A 19,773-nucleotide genomic window follows, 5' to 3' on the forward strand; every position below is an offset into this window, starting at 1 on the left:
GAAATAGATTAAGCTTGTAAGCTTAGTTGAGATTGTGGCCTAAAGGCCGCAGTGCTGCTATAGCGCTGTTCGATGGTTTGATTACGCTGCGCCATTTGCTGTGCGATATCGGGGTAGCGTTGCTGCAAAGCTTGAGCATTTTGCTGCTCTCGCGCTTGCTGAGTAGGTTCAAACTCGGCACCTTCGGCAGCAATGGTGCCAAAGGCTGAAGGTTGTTCGTCTGATGCCAGCAAACCAGGCGGTTGCGCATGATTAAGTTCGCGTTGTGCTTCGGCTGCTTTTTGTTGAGCCTGAGCGGCCACTTGCCGATCTTGCGAGGAAGGCTCTGCGGGTGCTAGTGCCGCCCGTTGTACCTGCTCCATTTTAGCAATGGTAGCTTGTGGGTCGTCGGGGATTTCACTCACATCGATAGACACTTCACCGCCTACCGCATATTGCTTTCCATCTGGGCCACGTTCAAACTCAAAAGAGGCGGCACTGGCGTATTGCCCTCCTACCGCTTGGTGTTGCGCTTCGTGGGTGCGAACTTCTTGATCGCGCGCACTTAGCTCATCAACTTTCTTCTGTTCGCTTTCACTAAGCTCGTTTTGGCCCTTTTGTCTGGCACTGGGTTGATCAGAACCGGACTGGTCTTGGCTGCCTTTTTGCTCGTCTTGTTTACCCTGCTGCTCGCCTTGTTGCTCGCGACCTTGCTGCGCTTCACGCTCGTTTATTTTAGCTTGCTGCTGTTCTTGAACTTGAGGGTATTGAGCCGTACTTTGCGGCTTGCTGCGATCTTTCTCAGCGCCTACCTCGGGCTCTTTAGCAAAACTAGCGACTTCTTTGGGTTGAGCTATCACCTGACGCAACTGATTGTCGCGACGGGCTGAATCCGTAGGCGGAGTTAAGGTATTGGGGAAAACATTAGGCAAGCTAACATTGATATTCATACTAGGCCTCTACATCCAGTAAAGTGCCTAACATTTTTGATTCGGTTTGTATCACCTTTGCGCCAGCTTTAGCATAAAGCTCAGCTTGGCTAAGGCTCACCATGGCATCAACCACTTCGTTTTGCTGTGGTTCACGTTTTGCCGCTACTTCAGCAAGGGTTTGAGCACTTTCACTAACCTGCTGATTTGCATTAGCAATAATTTGAAAACCGCTACTTGCTGCGCCAATTTGCATATGCCCTCCGCTTAGTTAGTTGCCGCCTCGATCATAGTTAGCCTTAATTCTAGCAAATCGCTCACTTTTACACCACTATGCTGCGCGCAAAGCTGAGTACTTTTTCGGCAAATAGCTGTTTCTCAGAGATGAATGGTGCATGCGAAGAACTAGCAAACAGGTATTGAGTAGCCTCAGGATGAAGCTCGGCATGTTGCTGCATAGCGGCCTTTGGCACCAGCGCATCACTACGACCATATAGCTGTAACCAAGGCATTGAGATCTGCGCCAATTCATCACGTAAATCTTGGCTTTGCAATAGCGCTAAGCCCTGTTCTAAGGCGCTAAGCAGGGGTAATGGTCGGCTTGCTAGTAGCTCTCGCAGCTGCTTGATATCTTGCTTAGCTTGATCGCTTCCCATGGCTTGAATGGCCAAAAATTGCTGTAAGGTTTTCTTAAAATCTTGCTGCAAACCACTGGCAAAACCATCGAGCACTTTTTCCTGAATTCCCGGCCACTCCGATTTAGCGATAAAGTGAGCCGAGCTGGCCACTGTAATTAGGCCCGCAACCTGTTGCGGCTGGTGAATAGCTGCATACTTTGCCACTAAACCACCTAAAGACCAGCCTAGCCAAATGGCCCGCTCCGGCACCTGCGCACTGATAGCTTGCACCATGCCATCTAAACTAAGCGGCTCAATAGCAGGAGAGTGACCAAAACCGGGTAAGTCCACCAGATATACACTGAAATGCTCGGCTAATAGCTCGGTAACAGGCTGCCATACAGCGCCGTTTAAACCCCAACCATGAATAAGAATGAGCGCAGGGCCTGAGCCATGACGTTCAAAATGCAATTTGCTCATCTACACTTAACTACTCATCAAAAAGGATGCTCATGTTAACTAGATTTCACGCGGCTTTAAACTCCCACTTAGTTTTGTCTAAACACTGTGATTTTTGTTTTCAAAGTAAAAGGCTCAATCAGGTTTGTTGCGACAGCTGCAGCGCCTTGCTGTTAACGCCAAACCAACATCGTTGTGAGACGTGTTATTTGCCCTTGGCAGAGCCAGGAATATGCGGCGAGTGCCAGGGCAACATTCCTTTTTACGATCAAGTAATCTGTTTAAGTGACTACCAATGGCCAATAGAGCCGGTGATTAAAGCCTACAAATACGCCAAACAGCAACACTTGGCGAAGCCCTTAGGTCAACTTATTTGGCAGCATATTCAACTCACTCAAGCAACGCTGCCAGATGTTTTTTGTCCGGTACCTTTGCATTGGTTTAAGCAATGGCAACGCGGTTTTAATCAAAGTGAGGTTTTATGCAAGCAATTGGCAAAACACGCAGCTAAGCCAATGCAAAATCCGTTTACGCGCAAACATTATGGTTCAAGCCAAGCAGGGCTTACTCGCCGCCAGCGACAAAAAGCCTTGGCGGCCAGCTTTAGTTGCCAAGATACGTTTAACTATAAACACTGGGTAATAGCTGATGATGTTGTAACTACCGGCAGCACCGCTAACGTGCTAGCTAGGCAGCTTAAAGGTGCCGGCGCAGAACGAGTCGACATCTGGGCTATTGCACGCACCCCAAAACCTTCTCAACGAAGATAAGCACTCGCAACACTAGCAGCGCTGTTTAAAAAGCCGTACAATAAACCTTAGTATTTTAGTCAGGTATCGAGGAAGCAGATGGTATCGATCTCAGAAACAGCTCAACAGCATTTTGTTAAGTTGCTAGAACAACAGCCTGAAGGCACCCATATTCGTGTATTTGTGGTTAATCCTGGTACACCAAGCGCAGAGTGTGGCGTATCGTATTGCCCACCAGAGTCGGTTGAAGAAGATGATACCGCGCTACAATTCGACGGCTTTAAAGCCATGGTTGATACCGCTAGCGCGCCGTTTTTAGAAGAAGCCGAAATCGACTTTGTGACCGACAAAGTGGGTTCACAACTTACTCTTAAAGCACCAAATGCCAAGATGCGCAAAGTAGATGATGACGCTCCACTCATTGAGCGTGTTGAATACACCATTGAAACTCAGGTTAACCCTAACTTGGCTTCACACGGTGGTAAAGTTAGCGTAATGGAGCTAACCGAAGAAGGCGTGGTAGTGCTGCAGTTTGGCGGTGGTTGTAATGGTTGTAGCATGGTAGATGTTACGCTAAAAGAAGGCATTGAAAAGCAGTTGCTTGAAGCCTTCCCAGGTGAGCTAACCGGTGTTAAAGATGTTACCGAGCACCAAGCCGGTGAGCACTCTTACTACTAGGCTCAGCGAACTACAAATATAAAAAAGCCTATCATTTGATAGGCTTTTTTGTTGCTAGCTTGTGGCGCTTGTCACTACTCTTCGCGCTGGTCGCGCGCAAGTAAATCAATAGCAGCTTGTTTAGCTTGCTTCCCTTTGTAGAGCACTTGATAAACCTGCTCCACAATTGGCATTTCAACTCCAACTCTTTCAGCTAACAAATAGACTTCTTTAGTATTGCGGTAACCTTCTACCACTTGGCCAATTTCACGTTCGGCTTCCTCTAAGGATTTTCCGGCGCCTAGTGCCAAGCCAAAACGGCGATTACGGCTTTGATTATCAGTACAGGTAAGCACTAAATCGCCCAAGCCAGCCATGCCTTTAAAGGTTTCAGGATCAGCACCTAAGGCCTTACCCAAACGCGCCATTTCGCGCAAACCGCGGGTAATTAAGGCAGTACGTGCATTTGCACCAAAACCTAAACCGTCGGCTAAACCAGCACCAATCGCAATAACGTTTTTAACTGCGCCCCCTAGCTGTACGCCAATAATATCGTTATTTGTGTACACCCTAAAGCTTCGCTCACAGTGCATAACCTTCGCCAAATAGCGCACAAACTCAGCATCTGAAGATGACGCAGAAATGGCGGTAGGTAAACCTGCTGCTAGTTCTTTAGCAAAAGTAGGCCCAGAGATCACCGCTAGCGACACCTGTTCACCTAAGGCATCAACCGCAACCTCAGACAACAAATGTCCGGTATTCGCTTCTAAACCTTTGGTTGCCCAAGCTACTCGTGATTGTTCATTTAGCATCGGCTTTATCTGACGCATTACATCAGCGAAAGCAAAGCTAGGCACTACCACTAGCAAGTTGTCACTTTGCGCAACCGCGGTGGCTAAATCAGCTTCTAGTTCTAGGCTTTCGGGGAAAGCAACTCCAGGCAAGAAGTCTTGGTTTTCACGTGCTGCATCAAGTGCAGCCACGTGCTCAGGCTCATGACCCCATAACACGGTACGTTGTCCATTTCGAGCAATCGCAATTGCCAACGCGGTACCGTATGAGCCTGCGCCCAATACGGTCATAGTAGCCTTTGAGTTAACCATTAAGCGTCAGCTTTAGCCGCTTGCTGTTGTTCTGCTTGCTGTTGAACATAGTTAGCAAACAAAGCATCAAAGTTAACTGGCGCTAAGTTAATTTGTGGGAAAGAACCACGGTTAACTAGGTTAGATACCGCTTCACGTGCGTAAGGGAAAAGAATGTTAGGGCAGTAAGCGTTAATTGCGTGAGCAAGTTGAGGCTCTGGCATGTTACCTAGAGTGAAGATACCACCTTGGTGAACTTCACATAAGAATGCAGTTTGCTCGCCAACTTTAGCAGTAACAGTAAGTGTTAATACTACTTCAAATACGTTGTCAGCTAGTTTGTTGCTAGTAGTGTCTAGGTCAACCTTAACTTCTGGTTTCCACTCTTGTTGAAAGATTTGTGGAGAGTTAGGCGTTTCAAAAGAAATATCTTTTGTGTAAATACGTTGAATTGCAAATTCTACTTGTGGTGCTTCAGTGGTTGCTGCTTCAGCCATGATAATTACCTTTAATACATTTATTTAAAATTGCTTAATCGCTAGAGCGCTAGCCATTAAAACTCGATCTTACTTCTTAGTGATCGGTAGGTTTGCTGATTTCCAATCGGTCATGCCGCCGCGTAAGTTATACACTTTCTCAAAACCGCCTTTAACCAGAGCGTTAGCCGCTGAGCCTGAACGCATCCCTGTTTCACATACAACGATAATGGGGTTGCCCTTTAAATTTTCAATAGGCTTAAAGTTATTAGCCTGTATTTGGGTTAAAGGAATGTGACGTGCGCCCGCAATATACCCTTTTTTGTACTCGTCGTTAGTACGAACATCCACCACTACTGCATCTTCTTTATTAATGAGCAATGTAGCTTCGTGATTGCCAACCGAGGTAACCTTCGACAGCATTGGTTGAATAAAAGTGTAGATAACGGCACCGAACAAACCTACCCAAGCGAATGAAATGATAGGGTTATTTCCGACAAATTCGACAACTTGCTGCATAGTGTGACAATTCCAGTTAAGCAAATAGTTAGTGATATTGGGGCGAGAGTATACACCTGAGCGAGAAGAATAGCAGCTCTCAAGCGCGCCAAAGCTCGCAAATTGACCTAAGATTCATACACCAGAACAAATCTGAGCAAAAACAACTAATCTCGGTTGATTTGCGCTCAATCAGGTGACTCAGACAAAAAATGTAGTAATATTTCACTAATTCGTTTTTCACTTAAACATTTACCGATTGAGGAAATTGCAATGTCTGCAAGCAAAAAGCCTTTAGCACTAGTTATTATGGACGGCTGGGGCTACCGCCAAGACAGCGCCAATAACGCTGTAGCAAACGCCAACACTCCAGTATTAGACAACCTTTGGGAAACTGCTGCTAGCACCCTTATCTCGGGTTCAGGCCTAGATGTAGGTTTACCAGATGGACAAATGGGCAACTCAGAAGTTGGTCACACTAACATCGGTGCTGGTCGCGTTGTATACCAAGAACTTACCCGTGTTGGTAAGTCAATTACAGACGGTGACTTTTTCACTAACGAAGTATTAGTAGGTGCGGTAGATAAAGCCGTAGCTGCCGGTAAAGCCGTTCACATCATGGGTCTACTTTCTCCAGGCGGTGTTCACAGCCACGAAGATCACATGCTAGCTGCGATTGATTTAGCCGCTAAGCAAGGCGCAAAAGAAATTTACTTACACGCTTTCTTAGACGGACGTGACACTCCACCACGCAGCGCGCAAGGCTCAATTGAAAAGTTTGACGCAAAATTTGCTGAAATTGGTTCAGGTCGAATTGCTTCTTTAGTAGGCCGTTACTACGCAATGGACCGCGATAACCGTTGGGAACGTGTAGAAGAAGCTTATCAATTACTTACTGAAGGCAAAACTGAATACAGCTACGCTAACGCCACTGAAGCGCTAGCAGCTGCTTACGCGCGTGACGAAAACGATGAGTTTGTTAAAGCCTCAGTAGTAGGCGAAAGCGCTGCCAGCATTAATGATGGCGATGCAGTATTGTTCATGAACTTCCGTGCTGACCGTGCCCGTGAAATTTCACGTTGTTTTGTTGAGCAAGACTTCACTGGATTTGAGCGCGCTAAAGTGCCTGCATGTGCCTTTGTTACACTAACCCAATATGCAGCGGACATTAAAGCTCCTTGTGCTTATGGCCCTACAGACTTAGTGAACACACTAGGTGAGTGGCTTGAGAAGAACAACAAAACGCAACTACGTATTTCTGAGACAGAAAAATACGCCCACGTAACTTTCTTCTTCAATGGCGGTAAAGAAGACGCTTTTGTTGGTGAAGACCGCGAGCTTATCCCTTCTCCAAAAGTAGCCACTTACGACCTACAACCAGAAATGAACTCGGAAATGCTAACCGACAAGTTTGTAGCAGCGATTGAAAGCGGCAAGTACGACGTAATCATTTGTAACTACCCGAATGGCGATATGGTTGGCCACACTGGCGTATACGATGCTGCAGTTAAAGCCTGTGAAGCAGTAGATAAGAGCATTGGCCGTTTGGTTGAAGCACTTGATAAAGTTGGCGGCGAATGTTTAATCACAGCCGACCACGGTAACGCCGAGCAAATGGTTGACCCAGAAACGGGTGGCATCCACACAGCTCATACCAACTTGCCTGTGCCTTTCATCTACTATGGTCGTGAAGCAAGCCCCGTTGAAGGCGGTCGTTTAAGTGATATTGCACCAACAATGCTAAGCTTGATGGGCATGGAAACTCCAGCAGAAATGACTGGCAAGGTATTGATGAATTTGAAATAATGGCTTGATGAAAGAGCCTATTTCAGCTTCGAAACAAGGCGCTAGCAAGCGCCTTATTCGCCTGTTTAACGCCAGCCTTATTGCTGGCGTTTTGCTATTGCTCTGCCCGCCACTGCATGCCAACGAACAACAACAGTTGCTCGATGTTCAACAACAGCTTAAGCAACAACAACAGCAACTTAAAAAGCGCAAAAATGATGTAAGCAAAGCGCAAGAACAGTTAAGACAATATGAGTTGGCGCTCGCGGACTCCAGCCAACAACTACGCAAACTTAACAATCAGCTTTCCCACTCAAAAATCGAACAGCAAGATATTCAGCAGCAAGAAAAAGCTCTAGAAGAAAAGCTAACTCAACAGCAACAAGCACTTAAAGCACAAATCAACAGCGCTTATCGCTTAGGTAATAGCGATTACATGAAAATGCTGCTGAACCAGCAAAATGCCGCAGATTTAGAGCGGATGTTAAGCTATTACCAATATTTGGCCAAAGCCCGCAGCAAGGCCTTAGAGCAAGTCAGCTTCCAGCAACTAGAGTTAAGCAAAGTTCAGAGCCAACTGGCCGAGGTGCAAAAGCAACTAGAAGGCTTGGTCGCTCAGCAAAAACAAAAGCTGGACCAGCTGCAGTCTCAACAAAATCAACGTAAGCAACAACTCGCTAAACTTAATAAGCTGCAAAATACTGAGCAAAGTCGTTTAGAGCAGCTACAAATTAATGAACAACACTTACAGCAAGTGATTAGTGACCAAATAGAACAGCAACAACAACTTGCCCTTAAACAAAACTTAGATAAAACGCCTCTTACTGGCCTCGCCAAAGCAAAAGGCAAACTGCCTTGGCCGCTCAAAGGCAGAGTTCTACACAGTTATAACAGTAAAAATCAGGGGCAAACACGCTGGCAAGGCATAGTGATTGACTCCCACCCTGGTACTAACGTAAAAGCAGTGGCCTCTGGCAATGTAGTATTTGCTGATTGGTTGCGAGGTTATGGGCTGGTAGTCGCCATCGACCATGGCGAGCAATACCTTAGCTTTTACGGCTATAACCAAAGCTTAAATGCAGAAATTGGTGAGCGAGTAAGTGCTGGTCAAACCGTGGCTTACGCCGGCAATACTGGCGGCCAAACGACCAACGCCTTATTCTTCCAGATTCGCCATAAAGGGCAGACCCAAGACCCACGTAAATGGTTAAAATAATTCTACTTTGCCTAGGTATGCTGGCGACAAGCTCGGCTATGGCTGCGCAGTTAAGTATCATCATTGATGATGTCGGTAATAGTGCTCGCGACTTTGCGCTATTAGATCTGCACCCCAATATTACCTTATCGGTCCTTCCATCAAGTCCTTATGCCAAAGACATTGCCGAACAAGCTCAGCAACAGCAACGCGAAATAATGTTGCACCTGCCGATGCAAGGCAGTGGCACCATTGCTTTAGGGCCATATGGCTTACCAGACAACTTAGAAGAAGCGGCCTTTAAGCAACGTGTAGAAGCAGCTATTAATGACTTTCCAGAAGCCACTGGCTTAAACAACCACATGGGTAGCCAACTCACCCAACTCCCCACAGAAATGCATTGGTTGATGCAAGTACTGGCTAAACAGCAGCTATTTTTTGTGGATAGCCGCACCCACCTAGCCAGCATTGCCCAGCAAACAGCCAGGGTGTATCAAGTACCCAGTTTAAAGCGCCATGTATTTCTTGACCACCAAGACAATCCCGTGGCCATTGAACGCCAATGGCAAAAGGCCCTAAGCCTTGCTCGAAAATATGGTCATGCAGTGCTAATCGCTCACCCCAGACCACACTCGGTGGATTTACTTAATCGGCTAAGTTTGCCGGAAGATGTGCAACTGGTTGGGGTAGCCCAACGCCTAGCTTTATTAGCACCAGAGCTCGAGAGCGAACCTAGCATTCGTTTAGTGGGTTCAGAAGAGCCCATTGTGCAGCCTGTGCACAACAAACAGCTCTAGGCAGTTGCATTAAAGCAAGCAGTACAAAGCCTTAATACCAAGCAATATTATTACGCGGTTTGCTTTTCTAAATAGATGAGATTGTCCATAGCTTGTTGCTGGGTAGTTCCACACAGCCACTCTGCAGCTTTAAAATCGCTGCAAATCTTAGGTCGCTCAGCTTTACCAAAGATAGCGCATAAATTATCAGCATTTAAATGAACACATCGCTCACCCGCTACTTTATTTAATGAGCTAATTGATGGCGCAATGCAACAAGCACCGCAGCCTAAACGACACTGCATAACAGGCTCTCCAAAAAAGGGCGGCTAGTGTAGCAAAACACGCCAACATAAATCGACGTTTATTTGAACAAAAAAGCAGCCCTAGAGGGCTGCTTTTATTACGCTTTGCGGCTTACTAGTGTAAGCGGCGTAAGCTTAATCGACCGGTTGGCGAGGTAAAGTCGTCAAAACAGAGCATGGTGCCGTTACTTAAAGTAATGCAGTTTTTCTGATTAATCGAGCCATCGTGAACTGAACCATCACTAGGTAAGTTGGGATCGATAATCACCCCTGGCGAAGAAGGAATACCATCTTCTACCTTTTGATGAGAACTATCATTATTAATCGTATCGTTAGGGTCGTTGGGATCGGTATTACCATTAGTACCCGTATTCCAAGTTCTTCCTGAATGCAAATTCAACTCCATATACCAGCCACTACCACCCGAGGCACAAGTATCAGTATTGGGTAGCATAGTGGTAAAGCTAAGTTTATTGGCAAGCAGTAAGCTGTTACTTACCTGCCGTTCACCGTAGTTATTAGTATTGTTATTCTGAGTATTCACAAAATCCAAATACCATCCACTATGGGTATTCCAATCAATTGGATTATCGCTTAGCAAGCGATTGCTGGAGTCCTCTTCTATAATGGCTTGGCGCAATAAGTTGGCATCATAAACATCTTCTCCACTCACTCTAGAACGCTTAGAATTTACTGCCTCGCCGTTTAAACGATCCCAGATAACATAGATACTTTGAGTATCTTGATCATCTGCATCGTTATCATCTATTTCGATATACTTACCCGTTCCAAATGCTACTAACACACCTTGATTCAAGCCCATTGGATGAGCGCCAACCGACGGCTTAGTAGTTATTGGCTGCGCCTGATATTGCATGCTAGCACCAACTAAGCGTTTGCTTGGGCTAGTTGCAGAAAATAACGGCGGCTTAGACCCAGCACTTTGCATGGTAGCTAGCTCCCAGTTGCTGGCTCGAGTATCGGATAAATCAAATGCCCACATGTTTCCGTATAGATCACCCGCATAAATGCGATCGGCAACACCATTACCCGTTAAGTCGACCACCGCAGGAGAAGCCAATGCGTTTGGCCGGCCTTGTCCAGTTGGGTCCACTGTGCTGCCTACACCAGTGCTTAGGGCGGCAATTAAACTGCCGTCTTTTAGGTCGGCAATATATAGAGTTGCTTCATCATCTGCAGCGTTATAGCCATTTGAAAAGATCACTCCAGTTGTACCGTTTGCCAACTTAGCAATAGTAGGCTGCTCACGGCTATAACCTAGGCCTTCAAAACCTTTGGTGGAACTATCAATTTCCCACTTAATGTTATTCTTAGTTGGCCAATTCATATTGGTAACATCTAATGCATATAAGCCCTTCACGCCGGTGCCCAAGGTTCCCACTACAGTGGTTTTATCCGATTCGTCGGTGTAGCCGGTAATAGCCCCATCGACAAAATACTTGTGAGTGTAAGTACTGCGGGTAAGGCTATTTAGATGTTGATAAACTTGGCTAGGTAGATAGGCCATTAGCTCTTTGCCGGTTTTAGCATCAACCACATGCACCATGCCATCGTTTGCTCCAAACACCAGCACTGGCTTATTCACTTTGTGGCCAGTAGCAAGATCCACATAATAGGGAATGGAGTTGATAACATCACCCAATGCAGTAGCGCGTTTTCGCATGGAAAACTGCAAGTCACTTTGCTCATAAGTGCGCTCACCTCGCAGGTAATTCACTACCGCCTGAAGATAATCTAACTTTAGAGAATCAGAGCCTGTTTGCCCTGCCAGCAAGGCGGAGATTTGCGATTGGCTAAAGCCAGTAGCTGAAGGCTGTAAACTGTTTGGCGCTGTAAACTCAAAGACCTCGCCGGATTCATCGTTACGGGAGAAAATGGTACGCTGTTGATGAGGCATTGCATCAAGTTCCTTGGCTACACTCCAAGTCTCAGTAGAGCTAAATCCACCTCCACTGGCCGCTTTAAATGCCTTTACATCGCCACTCCAGTATTCCCCATCAAATGACGATTGATATAAGAACGAGCTACTGCTTAAAAAATTGTTATTAAACACCGGAGGGCTAGCCGACTGGCTGCCACTGGCGATTTTCTCTAAGGCTTTGCCAATTTGCGCGCCCAGTTGCCCAGCGTTAGTTACCGGGAAATAGTTATCTGGCTGACCACTTTCTTCTTCGTCCCATTCGCCGTCATCAGGTATGCCGTTGTTATTGGTATCGGTAAAACCGCCCCATTTTGCCGCATACCAAAGCGGCGACGGCAATAAGGTCGCAGCCTCAGAGCTTGAGCTAGGAAAGAAATTCCGCTTACGAATTAGCGGTAAATCTGAGCTGTTGTTGCTAGATTCCCGAGAGTTATTTGGAAAAGCCGAATCATTTTGTAAAGGTGTATCTAGGTAGTAAGTGCGCTTGCTACCACCACGATCTTTCACATCTAAATAGATACCATCTTTGTCAGTACCGGAAATAACGTAACCAGCATGTTGGTCAATACTGCCCGCAGCGTAAATTGAATCTAAAGTCAATTGAACACCTAAGCGCTTACTACAAGTGGCCTCATTATCGTAGGCATTCTCACATAGCTCTCGCACCTCGTAGTGGTACTTCACGATCATGTCCATTTCATGATCGGCACCCTGTTCGACATCCTCAAAGTTAATCCTAAAGGTGCCTTTAGTGGGAGAAAACTCTTCTACGTAGTAATCAACAATGGCATTTGTTGGCTGAAAATCCCCCTTATTAGTACTAATACAACTACCACTAGCACAACCGCCTACTGACTTGGCAAACGGAACAATGATGATAGTTTCTCCATCAACCTCAACTTCCACCTCAGGCAGTGGAGAAGAAACAGCTACAACCGTGGTTTGAATGTTTTGCTTACCCGGCTTGTTGGGGAAAATATCGGTTTTGTGACCATAATGCGCCACTGCAGCTACTGCATAACTGCCCTCTTTTGTTGGCTCTTGAGGAGAGAGGCCTCGAATCTCCGATAAAGTATTTACAGTTTTTGCAGTGGGTGCACTAGTGGTACCAGTAGTATCACTAACAGACTCACCAATGAAATAATCACCACCAATATTTTCGTATTTTGAAATATTATCTAATAAGTTTTTAAGGTGAAATCCGTCAAGTATCGACCCTTGATAAGAGCCTGCGTAACTTGGGTGTGCATTGGGAATTTCGTCAGAATCATAAGACGGACTAATATCGCTAACCACCAAATTATAGGGTGCTGCGCAATACTCTCGATTAGCAAAAGGATCGTCCCACTTTGCAAACGGCAAGCCTAGTTGACCATCGATAGTACCGCTGCCGCTTGAATATGAGCTGCTAGCAAAACCTTCTCCGTGAAAGTAACGTAAGCTTTCGTACAACATCTCACCAATAGGATTGCCCCATGAAGTACATTCGCCATTACGAATTGCGCGATCGGTAATCCAGCCACAGCCATACTCATAGCTGCCATACTTGAAACCGTAAATACGTAATTTATTGATTGTACTTACTATGCCATTTACGCTGGTTTTAAACTGCCCGGTATTGCTGATTAACTCATCGCCAAAATGAGATACCGCTTTACGCAAAACCCCACCGGATAAGTTTTTGTCGTAACTACCAGTAATAAGCCCAAACTCGATACTGCCGTCTTCACCGTAGTCATGCAGCAATCCGGTGGGTTTATATTGTTTGTTGGGATACTCTTTACAGTTAGCCTCCAACTTGCCTTGTACACATACCTCAACCCTAATCTCATAAAACTCACTATAGTTTCCGGCCAATACAGGACGTTCTGTAGTCGCCCACTCCCATATTTCACTGTTCTGGTTCTTTTTGATTCTTAGCTCTGGCGCACCGCCATCAGACCAAGACGCAGTTCCAAAAAAGTGCTTACGATTGCTATTAGGCTGAGACAATGGGGTGTAGTTGTCGATACGGTAACCATTCACCGCTTCCGAGGTATAACTTTTACCCCATGAGTGGGCATCCTGCGGAATAAATACCCGTTCCAATACCGTAGTACCTTCACTATCTATCGCTCTATAGCCGCCGTACAGTACGGTACGTAGAACATCCATGCGTGACATGGTGAGATAATTGAGAAAATCGCCACTCCACTCTCCTGAACCGGTGCACGCCTTAGTATTCGCGTTCGCCTCGACGCCAGGGGTAAAACGTTTTTGCGAAGAATTATAGGTGTAGCAGCGCTCACTATTGAAGTAACCCGCATAGTCTACAACCAAGGGATTGTAGTTAATATCTAGGTCGTTATTGCCACTTAAGTCGGTAGCATCGTTATAAGCTTCATAGTAAAGAGTATGGTCCCTTCCCATTACCAACATCACCATTGGTGAAGGTGAAGTAGCTACGTATAAGGGGCTATCAGCCAGATTCAATTGGGCAGCTTTAGCTGCTAATGAAATTACGCTTAGCAGCAAACCCATAATCAAATAAAGGCAAGTGAAGCGGATATATTTTTGCGCAAGCATGCAGCAACGCACGTGTGTAAATAGTGTGGTGAGAGTACTCAAAGTTTTGCTTCCAACAACTTAGGCTGTTGTTACCTCAAATTGGCTTGAAGCGACAACTAACAACCATAGAAAACCTGCTGAAATTTTAATCTTTAAACAATAGAAATTTAGTGAGGCTCTAGACAGTTTAAATTAGTAATATGTTTAAAAAACATATATTTAAATAAACTACTCACTAAAATATATCAAGGTTATATAGAGAATATAAAAATGACCCCAATAGCAAATATCTGATAAAAAAGGGAGCCTTAATCGGCTCCCTTTTTATTGTCTAATTTCCTACCTTGGATCTTAGTGTAAGGTTCTTAAACTTAAACGCCCTGTGGGTGACTGGTAATCGTCGTAACAGAACATTGAGCCGTTACTTAAAGTAATACAATTCTTCTGAATAATTCCATCGTCACTAACAACCCCGTCAGTCAAATTAGGGTCAATAATCACCGAAGGTGCTGATGGAATCCCGTCATTTACTTTTTGATGAGAGCTTTCATCATCAATGGTATTTGTATCATCATTGGGATCGACATAATTTTCATTCCCAGAGTTCCAAGTAACGCCAGAATGTAAATTCATTTCCATATACCAACCACTACCACCAGTAGTGCAAGGGTCCTCGTTCGGCAATAAGGTCGTAAAACTCAATTTGTTAGCCAACAATAAACTATTAGTTACCTGTCGCTCGCCATAGTTGTTTGTATTGTCATTCTGAGTATTCACCAAATCCAAATACCAGCCTTTGTGTGCTCCCCAGTCTATTGGATAGCTAGAGAGACGGCGGTTTCTTGAATCCTCTTCAATGATAGATTGACGTAAAAGACTAGTATAGACCTGCTCTCCATCAACCTCCTCTCGAGTATCGGTGTAATAAGTCTGATTCAACTTATCCCAAATCGCATAAACGGTTTGAGTTGGCTCACCAAGATACTTATTATCGTCATTTTCAATGTATTTACCTGTTCCAAAAGCCACCAGAACCCCTTGAGATAAGCCATTAGGGTGAATACCAACCGAAGGTTTTGTGGTTATAGCTTGCGAAATATACTCAGCGGGAGAACCAGATTTATCCAAGCTAACTGCGGTAAATAGAGGTTTGTTATCTGAGTTATCAATTGTCCAATTTGAAGAGCTTGAATTAGAAATATCGAAAGCCCATAGGTTGCCAAATAAATCGCCAACATAGATACGATCAGCCACCCCATCGCTATTCTTGTCTACGACTGCTGGGCTAGCAAGTCCATTGGGCCTGCTTTCTCCAGTAGGATCATCACTACTTCCCACTCCAGTTTTTAAAGTGGCAATTAAACTGCCATCTTCGATATCAGCAATAAATAGCTGGCCTTCATCATCACTTGAGTTGTAGCCATTACTAAAAATAACCCCAGTTTTTCCGTTTGCAAGCTTTGCAATAGTAGGTGTTTCTCTTGTGTAACCTAGCCCACCATAACCAGAAGTGTCAGCATCGATTTCCCATTTAATCTTATTTTTATTTGGGCTCGACATATCGCTCACATCAATCGCATAAAGACCTTTAAATCCAGTACCCAAAGTACCTACAACAATAGTTTTATCATTATCATCAGTGAAGCCTGCAATACCACCATCAACAAAATACCTATGCGTGTAACTACTTTTAGTCAAACTATTTAGATCCGCGTATACCTGACTAGGTACATAAGCCATTATCTCTTCGCCTGTAGCAACATCTAAAACATGAACCATGCCATCATTTGCGCCAAAAACTAATACAGGCTTCCCTACATCATGGCCGTTTACTTTGTCCACATAATATGGAGTAGAGTTTATTATGTCACCTAAAGCTGACTTTCGCTCCCTCATGTTGTAAGCAAGATCTGGTGATTCGAAAGTTCTATCACCTCGCAAATAGTTAATAACAGCCGTAAGATAAGCGAGCTTTTCATCATCAGAACCATTTTGCCCGGCTAACAAAGCACCTATTTGATTAGAGCTTAAGCCATCATCAGCACCAAGCAAATCGGTAGGAACTACGAAATCAATAATTTCATTACTCTCATCATTTCGAGTATAAATTACTCGACTTGAGGAAGATATGGCGTCTATTTTTTCAGCAGCTTGCCAAGACGGCGTATCACTAAAGCTCCCCCCGTTACTAGAGTAAGCTAAAACATCCCCGCTCCAAGCTTCACCTTCAAATCTTGTCTGGTACAAGAAAGCGCCACTGTTTAAAAAGGTGTTATTAAAAACAGGAGAAGTTGAAGATTGATCATCACCAAATGTGCTATCGAGCGCTTTACCAATCTGAGCTTGAAGCTCACCAGCATTGGTTACTGGGAAGTAATTGTCAGGTTCGCCAGATTGGTTTTTATCCCACTCGTCTGGATCTGGCATACCATTAGCGTTTGGCCCTTCATCTGAATCTACAAAGCCCCCCCATTTAGCTGCATACCACAATGGTGAAGATAGTAAGTTTGCAGGCGTAGAACTTGGGAAGAATCGGCGAGTACGCACTAATTCCAAATTATCAACATTTGGATTAATAATCCGTAGACGTGAATTATTAGGAAATGGCAAATCATTTTGCTCAGGAGTATCAAGATAATAGTTGGTCAAACTACCGCCACCATCTTTTTTGTCTCTTACATCTAGATATATACCATCAGCATTCTCACCATCACCATTCTCAGCCCCTGAAATAACATAACCAGCGTGCTGATCGATGCTCCCATAAGCATAACTAGAGACTAAGCTTAACTCTAAGCCCTCCTTCGTGACACAGTCAACAGGATCATCATAGTCTGGGCATAGCTGTTTGACTTCATAGCTATACTCAACAATTAAGTCCATGTCGTGGTCAGCACCTTGCTCAACATCTTCAAAGTTAATCCTAAACTTACCTTTGGTAGGTGATAACTCTTCGACATAATAATCAACAATAGTATTGGTGGGCTGAAACTCCCCTTGTGTTTTGTCAATGCTGTAACCTGACACAGACTTAGCGAAGGGAACTATTTTAATAATACTACCGTCAACTTTAACGTCTACCTCAGGTAAAGGGGAAGAAATCGCCACTACCATAGTATTGATATTCTGCTTACCTTCTTTTGAAGGAAACAAGTCCGTCTTATGTCCATAATAAGCGACTCCAGCTACAGAGTAGCTGCCTTCTTTAGTCGGCTCGGCAGGTGATAAACCACGAATAGTTGATAAATCAGTGACGTCTTTAGCGGTAGGCGCACTTTTAGTATTCGAAGTATCTCCAACTGACTCACCTACAAAAAAATGACCATTGTCTAACCCTTCTTCTGAGGAGATAGTTTTTAGAAGATTGGTTATATTAAAGCCATTAAGTGTAGAGCCTTGATAGTTAATAGCATTGCCTTCGCTATCCCGCTTAAGAAAGTCATCAAGTGTGCCTGGAAGCTCATCGGAATCATAAGATGGATTGATATCACTAATAACTAAGTTGTAAGGCGCTGCACAATAGGAACGCTTGGCGGTAGCAGGGTCATCCCAATTCTCATAAGGATCATCCCAAGTGGCATATGGCAGGCCTAAAGTTCCGTCAATGGTGCCGCTACCGGCAGAATAGCTCGAACTTGCGCTCTTCTCTCCGTTAAAGTAGCGAAGGCTTTCATAAAGCATTTCACCAACCGGATTGCCCCAAGAAGTACACTCTCCATTGGTGATCGCCCTAGTCGCCACCCAACCACAGCCATATTCTTCAGAGTCATAATTGAAACCGTATATCTTCAACTTGTTGATGGTACTAACAATGCCATTAACGCTACTATCAAATATGCCGGAGTCAGATTTAACTTCTAAATTAAAGTCTCCCACCGCTTTGCGAAGTACACCACCCGATAGATTCTTGTCGTAACTTCCAGTGATTAAACCAAACTCAATACTACCGCTTTCTCCATACTCATGAAGAACCCCTGTAGGTTTATAGTTTCCATCAGAGTACTCTTTACAGTTTTCTTCAAGAACACCATCAACACACACTGCAACTCGTATATTGAAAGTATTATCGATCGTTCGATTAGAACTGCTTAGCACCGGCCGCTCGGTACTCGCCCACTCCCAAATGCTACCGGTAGGCTCATTAGGGTTACTAGCACTAGGGGCAACATCTCTTCTAACTTTTAATGTGGGAGTGCCACCATCGCTAAAAGAGGCTGTGCCAAAAAAATGCTTAGTGTTATCTTCTGGTAGCCCAAAGGGTGAATAATTCCTTATATCAAACTTATTGATGGCCACAGATGTATACATTTTCCCCCAACTATGTGCATCTTGTGGAATAAAAACACGCTCTAGAACTGTCTGACCAAGTGAATCGCCGCTTGCAGCAGTGTCGATGTATCGATACCCGCCGTATAAAACTTTGCGTAAAACGTCCATGCGAGACATAGTAAGATAATTTAAGAAATCACCACTCCAAGGCCCAGCTCCCGATTGAGCACATGTTTTGTAGTCATTGGTATCAGAGTCTGATTGCGCAATACCTGAGTTGATTACCGCCTGTTTAGGTACAAACTTGCCAGATTCATACGCATAACAGCGGTTACTATCGAAGTAGCCTGCGTAATTTATTTTATTAGGTTTATAGGTAATATCTAACTCACCATCACCATCTAAATCAGAGGCATCATTATACGCTTCATAATAAAGTGTGTGGTCACGCCCCATTACTAACATAACCATTGGTGGTGGCTTACTAGCTGTATACAGAGGCTGCTCGGCTAAATCCAGCTGAGCAGCCTTAATACCAAGCGATACGGCCCCTAAAGCCGAACAACAAAGTGCGGACTTCAAAAAACTATTCATTACCAACAATCCCCACTAGTTGAGCTTGTGTGACCCGTATGGGTGATTGATAAACTTTGGCAATCATCACTGGATTGAGAGCCTTTAGGTGTAGCGGTAAGTGTGTAGCTAGAAGCGCCAACATTGGCGGTAAGGGTATAAATTTCGTTAAATTCCGAGCTAGGTGTGTAGATACTTAAGTTTGTTCCGCTTGCTGCACTCGCATAGCTAAGATGCATTGCGTAATAACTTTCCATTTGCTGAGCAGCTTCCACCAAAGTGCGCTTAGCTTCTTCTCTTTTAGTGCTTTGCACATGGCTCAAATAACTAGGGTATGCAATGCCCGCAAGAATGGCTACGATGGCAACGGTTATCATCACCTCTAGCAGTGTAAATCCTTTTACTTGTTTCACTACATTACTCCATAAATGCTACATAAGATTGTAGATAAGTTACCGCACCACCTTCACCTTCCGCTTTCGAAGTAATACGTAAAAAGCGACGTTTAGGTACTTGTACACCCAATACTAAGCCGGAATCAACTCCACCATCCTCGATAATGTAACGAGGTGTTCCAGCCAAAGAATTGCCGCCAGCATCAGTCACTGCTGTCACTTTATTGGCCGCGCTCCAATTACTGTTATCTTGCCACCAAGTATCACTTGCAAAAGCAGGAGCCACTAGATTATTAGGTGTGTCTGGGTTTAATAAAGCATCGGTATGATAGGCCTGCTGGCGAACGACAAACTCAGCTTCGTTCACTCCGGAAGTTGCACGAGAAAAGCTCATAGAGTGGTCTTGGTGTACCGCAGAGCTCTTACGGCCACTGGTAACTTGCTGGGCAATGGCAATACCAATCATCGCGATAATTACTACCATTACCAGGGACATGATTAGCGCCATGCCTTGTTGCTTAATATTGACTAAAGGCATAT

16 protein-coding genes are annotated in these 19,773 nt (G+C 44.7%); 5 read left to right on the forward strand and 11 right to left on the reverse strand.

Features of this window, described 5'->3' with window-relative positions; genetic code table 11:
- Window positions 1–8: 8 nt before the first annotated feature.
- From ACYFDN_RS11030 to bioH, 3 genes are all read right to left on the reverse strand, one after another.
- Entirely contained in the window at window positions 9–929 is a 921-nt protein-coding gene (locus tag ACYFDN_RS11030; protein WP_483511119.1) for a putative metalloprotease CJM1_0395 family protein, read from the reverse strand.
- 1 nt (window position 930) lies between these two features.
- Window positions 931–1,164, reverse strand: a complete 234-nt coding sequence (locus ACYFDN_RS11035) for a hypothetical protein (RefSeq protein ID WP_016403471.1) — start codon at window positions 1,162–1,164, stop codon at window positions 931–933.
- Window positions 1,165–1,231: 67 nt separating this feature from the next.
- Window positions 1,232–2,005, reverse strand: coding sequence for a pimeloyl-ACP methyl ester esterase BioH (gene bioH, locus ACYFDN_RS11040; protein WP_483511121.1), 774 nt, complete (start codon window positions 2,003–2,005; stop codon window positions 1,232–1,234).
- 32 nt (window positions 2,006–2,037) lie between these two features.
- Here bioH and ACYFDN_RS11045 point away from each other — a divergent pair, with 32 nt between their 5' ends.
- Both ACYFDN_RS11045 and nfuA read left to right on the forward strand, forming a co-directional pair.
- Entirely contained in the window at window positions 2,038–2,754 is a 717-nt protein-coding gene (locus ACYFDN_RS11045) for a ComF family protein (RefSeq protein ID WP_483511123.1), read from the forward strand.
- Window positions 2,755–2,832: 78 nt separating this feature from the next.
- Window positions 2,833–3,411: a Fe-S biogenesis protein NfuA gene (nfuA, locus tag ACYFDN_RS11050; protein WP_016403468.1), complete on the forward strand. Its 579-nt coding sequence runs from the start codon at window positions 2,833–2,835 to the stop codon at window positions 3,409–3,411.
- A gap of 74 nt (window positions 3,412–3,485) precedes the next feature.
- Here nfuA and gpsA read toward each other — a convergent pair whose 3' ends face one another.
- From gpsA to ACYFDN_RS11065, 3 genes are all read right to left on the reverse strand, one after another.
- Window positions 3,486–4,493, reverse strand: a complete 1,008-nt coding sequence (gene gpsA / locus ACYFDN_RS11055) for an NAD(P)H-dependent glycerol-3-phosphate dehydrogenase (protein ID WP_483511125.1) — start codon at window positions 4,491–4,493, stop codon at window positions 3,486–3,488.
- A complete protein-coding gene (gene secB, locus ACYFDN_RS11060; protein WP_016403466.1) occupies window positions 4,493–4,969 on the reverse strand; it encodes a protein-export chaperone SecB in 477 nt (158 codons plus the stop codon). Before secB ends, gpsA begins: the two co-directional genes overlap by 1 nt.
- 69 nt (window positions 4,970–5,038) lie before the next feature.
- Window positions 5,039–5,467, reverse strand: coding sequence for a rhodanese-like domain-containing protein (locus ACYFDN_RS11065; RefSeq protein ID WP_016403465.1), 429 nt, complete (start codon window positions 5,465–5,467; stop codon window positions 5,039–5,041).
- A 252-nt stretch (window positions 5,468–5,719) separates the two neighbouring features.
- Here ACYFDN_RS11065 and gpmM point away from each other — a divergent pair, with 252 nt between their 5' ends.
- From gpmM to ACYFDN_RS11080, 3 genes are read left to right on the forward strand one after another with little or no spacing between them, the layout of a single operon-like run.
- Window positions 5,720–7,252 (forward strand): 2,3-bisphosphoglycerate-independent phosphoglycerate mutase, encoded by a 1,533-nt coding sequence (gene gpmM / locus ACYFDN_RS11070; protein ID WP_483511127.1) that lies wholly within the window; start codon window positions 5,720–5,722, stop codon window positions 7,250–7,252.
- Window positions 7,253–7,259: 7 nt separating this feature from the next.
- A complete protein-coding gene (locus ACYFDN_RS11075) occupies window positions 7,260–8,447 on the forward strand; it encodes a murein hydrolase activator EnvC family protein (protein ID WP_483511129.1) in 1,188 nt (395 codons plus the stop codon).
- Window positions 8,435–9,223 (forward strand): divergent polysaccharide deacetylase family protein, encoded by a 789-nt coding sequence (locus tag ACYFDN_RS11080; protein WP_483511131.1) that lies wholly within the window; start codon window positions 8,435–8,437, stop codon window positions 9,221–9,223. Before ACYFDN_RS11075 ends, ACYFDN_RS11080 begins: the two co-directional genes overlap by 13 nt.
- A 50-nt stretch (window positions 9,224–9,273) precedes the next feature.
- On the opposite strand, the gene ACYFDN_RS11085 is transcribed toward ACYFDN_RS11080, so the two are convergent.
- The 5 genes from ACYFDN_RS11085 to ACYFDN_RS11105 all read right to left on the reverse strand — a co-directional run bounded on the left by ACYFDN_RS11085 (window position 9,274) and on the right by ACYFDN_RS11105 (window position 19,771).
- Window positions 9,274–9,507: a YkgJ family cysteine cluster protein gene (locus ACYFDN_RS11085; RefSeq protein WP_483511132.1), complete on the reverse strand. Its 234-nt coding sequence runs from the start codon at window positions 9,505–9,507 to the stop codon at window positions 9,274–9,276.
- Between the two features lie 115 nt (window positions 9,508–9,622).
- Window positions 9,623–14,014 (reverse strand): pilus assembly protein, encoded by a 4,392-nt coding sequence (locus ACYFDN_RS11090; RefSeq protein ID WP_483511134.1) that lies wholly within the window; start codon window positions 14,012–14,014, stop codon window positions 9,623–9,625.
- 333 nt (window positions 14,015–14,347) lie between these two features.
- A complete protein-coding gene (locus ACYFDN_RS11095) occupies window positions 14,348–18,736 on the reverse strand; it encodes a pilus assembly protein (protein WP_483511135.1) in 4,389 nt (1,462 codons plus the stop codon).
- Between the two features lie 122 nt (window positions 18,737–18,858).
- The gene (locus ACYFDN_RS11100) at window positions 18,859–19,251 is read right to left on the reverse strand and encodes a type IV pilin protein (protein WP_483511136.1); all 393 of its coding nucleotides are present in this window, start codon (window positions 19,249–19,251) and stop codon (window positions 18,859–18,861) included.
- 4 nt (window positions 19,252–19,255) lie between these two features.
- Window positions 19,256–19,771 (reverse strand): pilus assembly PilX family protein, encoded by a 516-nt coding sequence (locus ACYFDN_RS11105; protein WP_483511138.1) that lies wholly within the window; start codon window positions 19,769–19,771, stop codon window positions 19,256–19,258.
- Between the last annotated feature and the right edge of the window lie 2 nt (window positions 19,772–19,773).

Source organism: Agarivorans sp. D1326 (assembly GCF_056958115.1).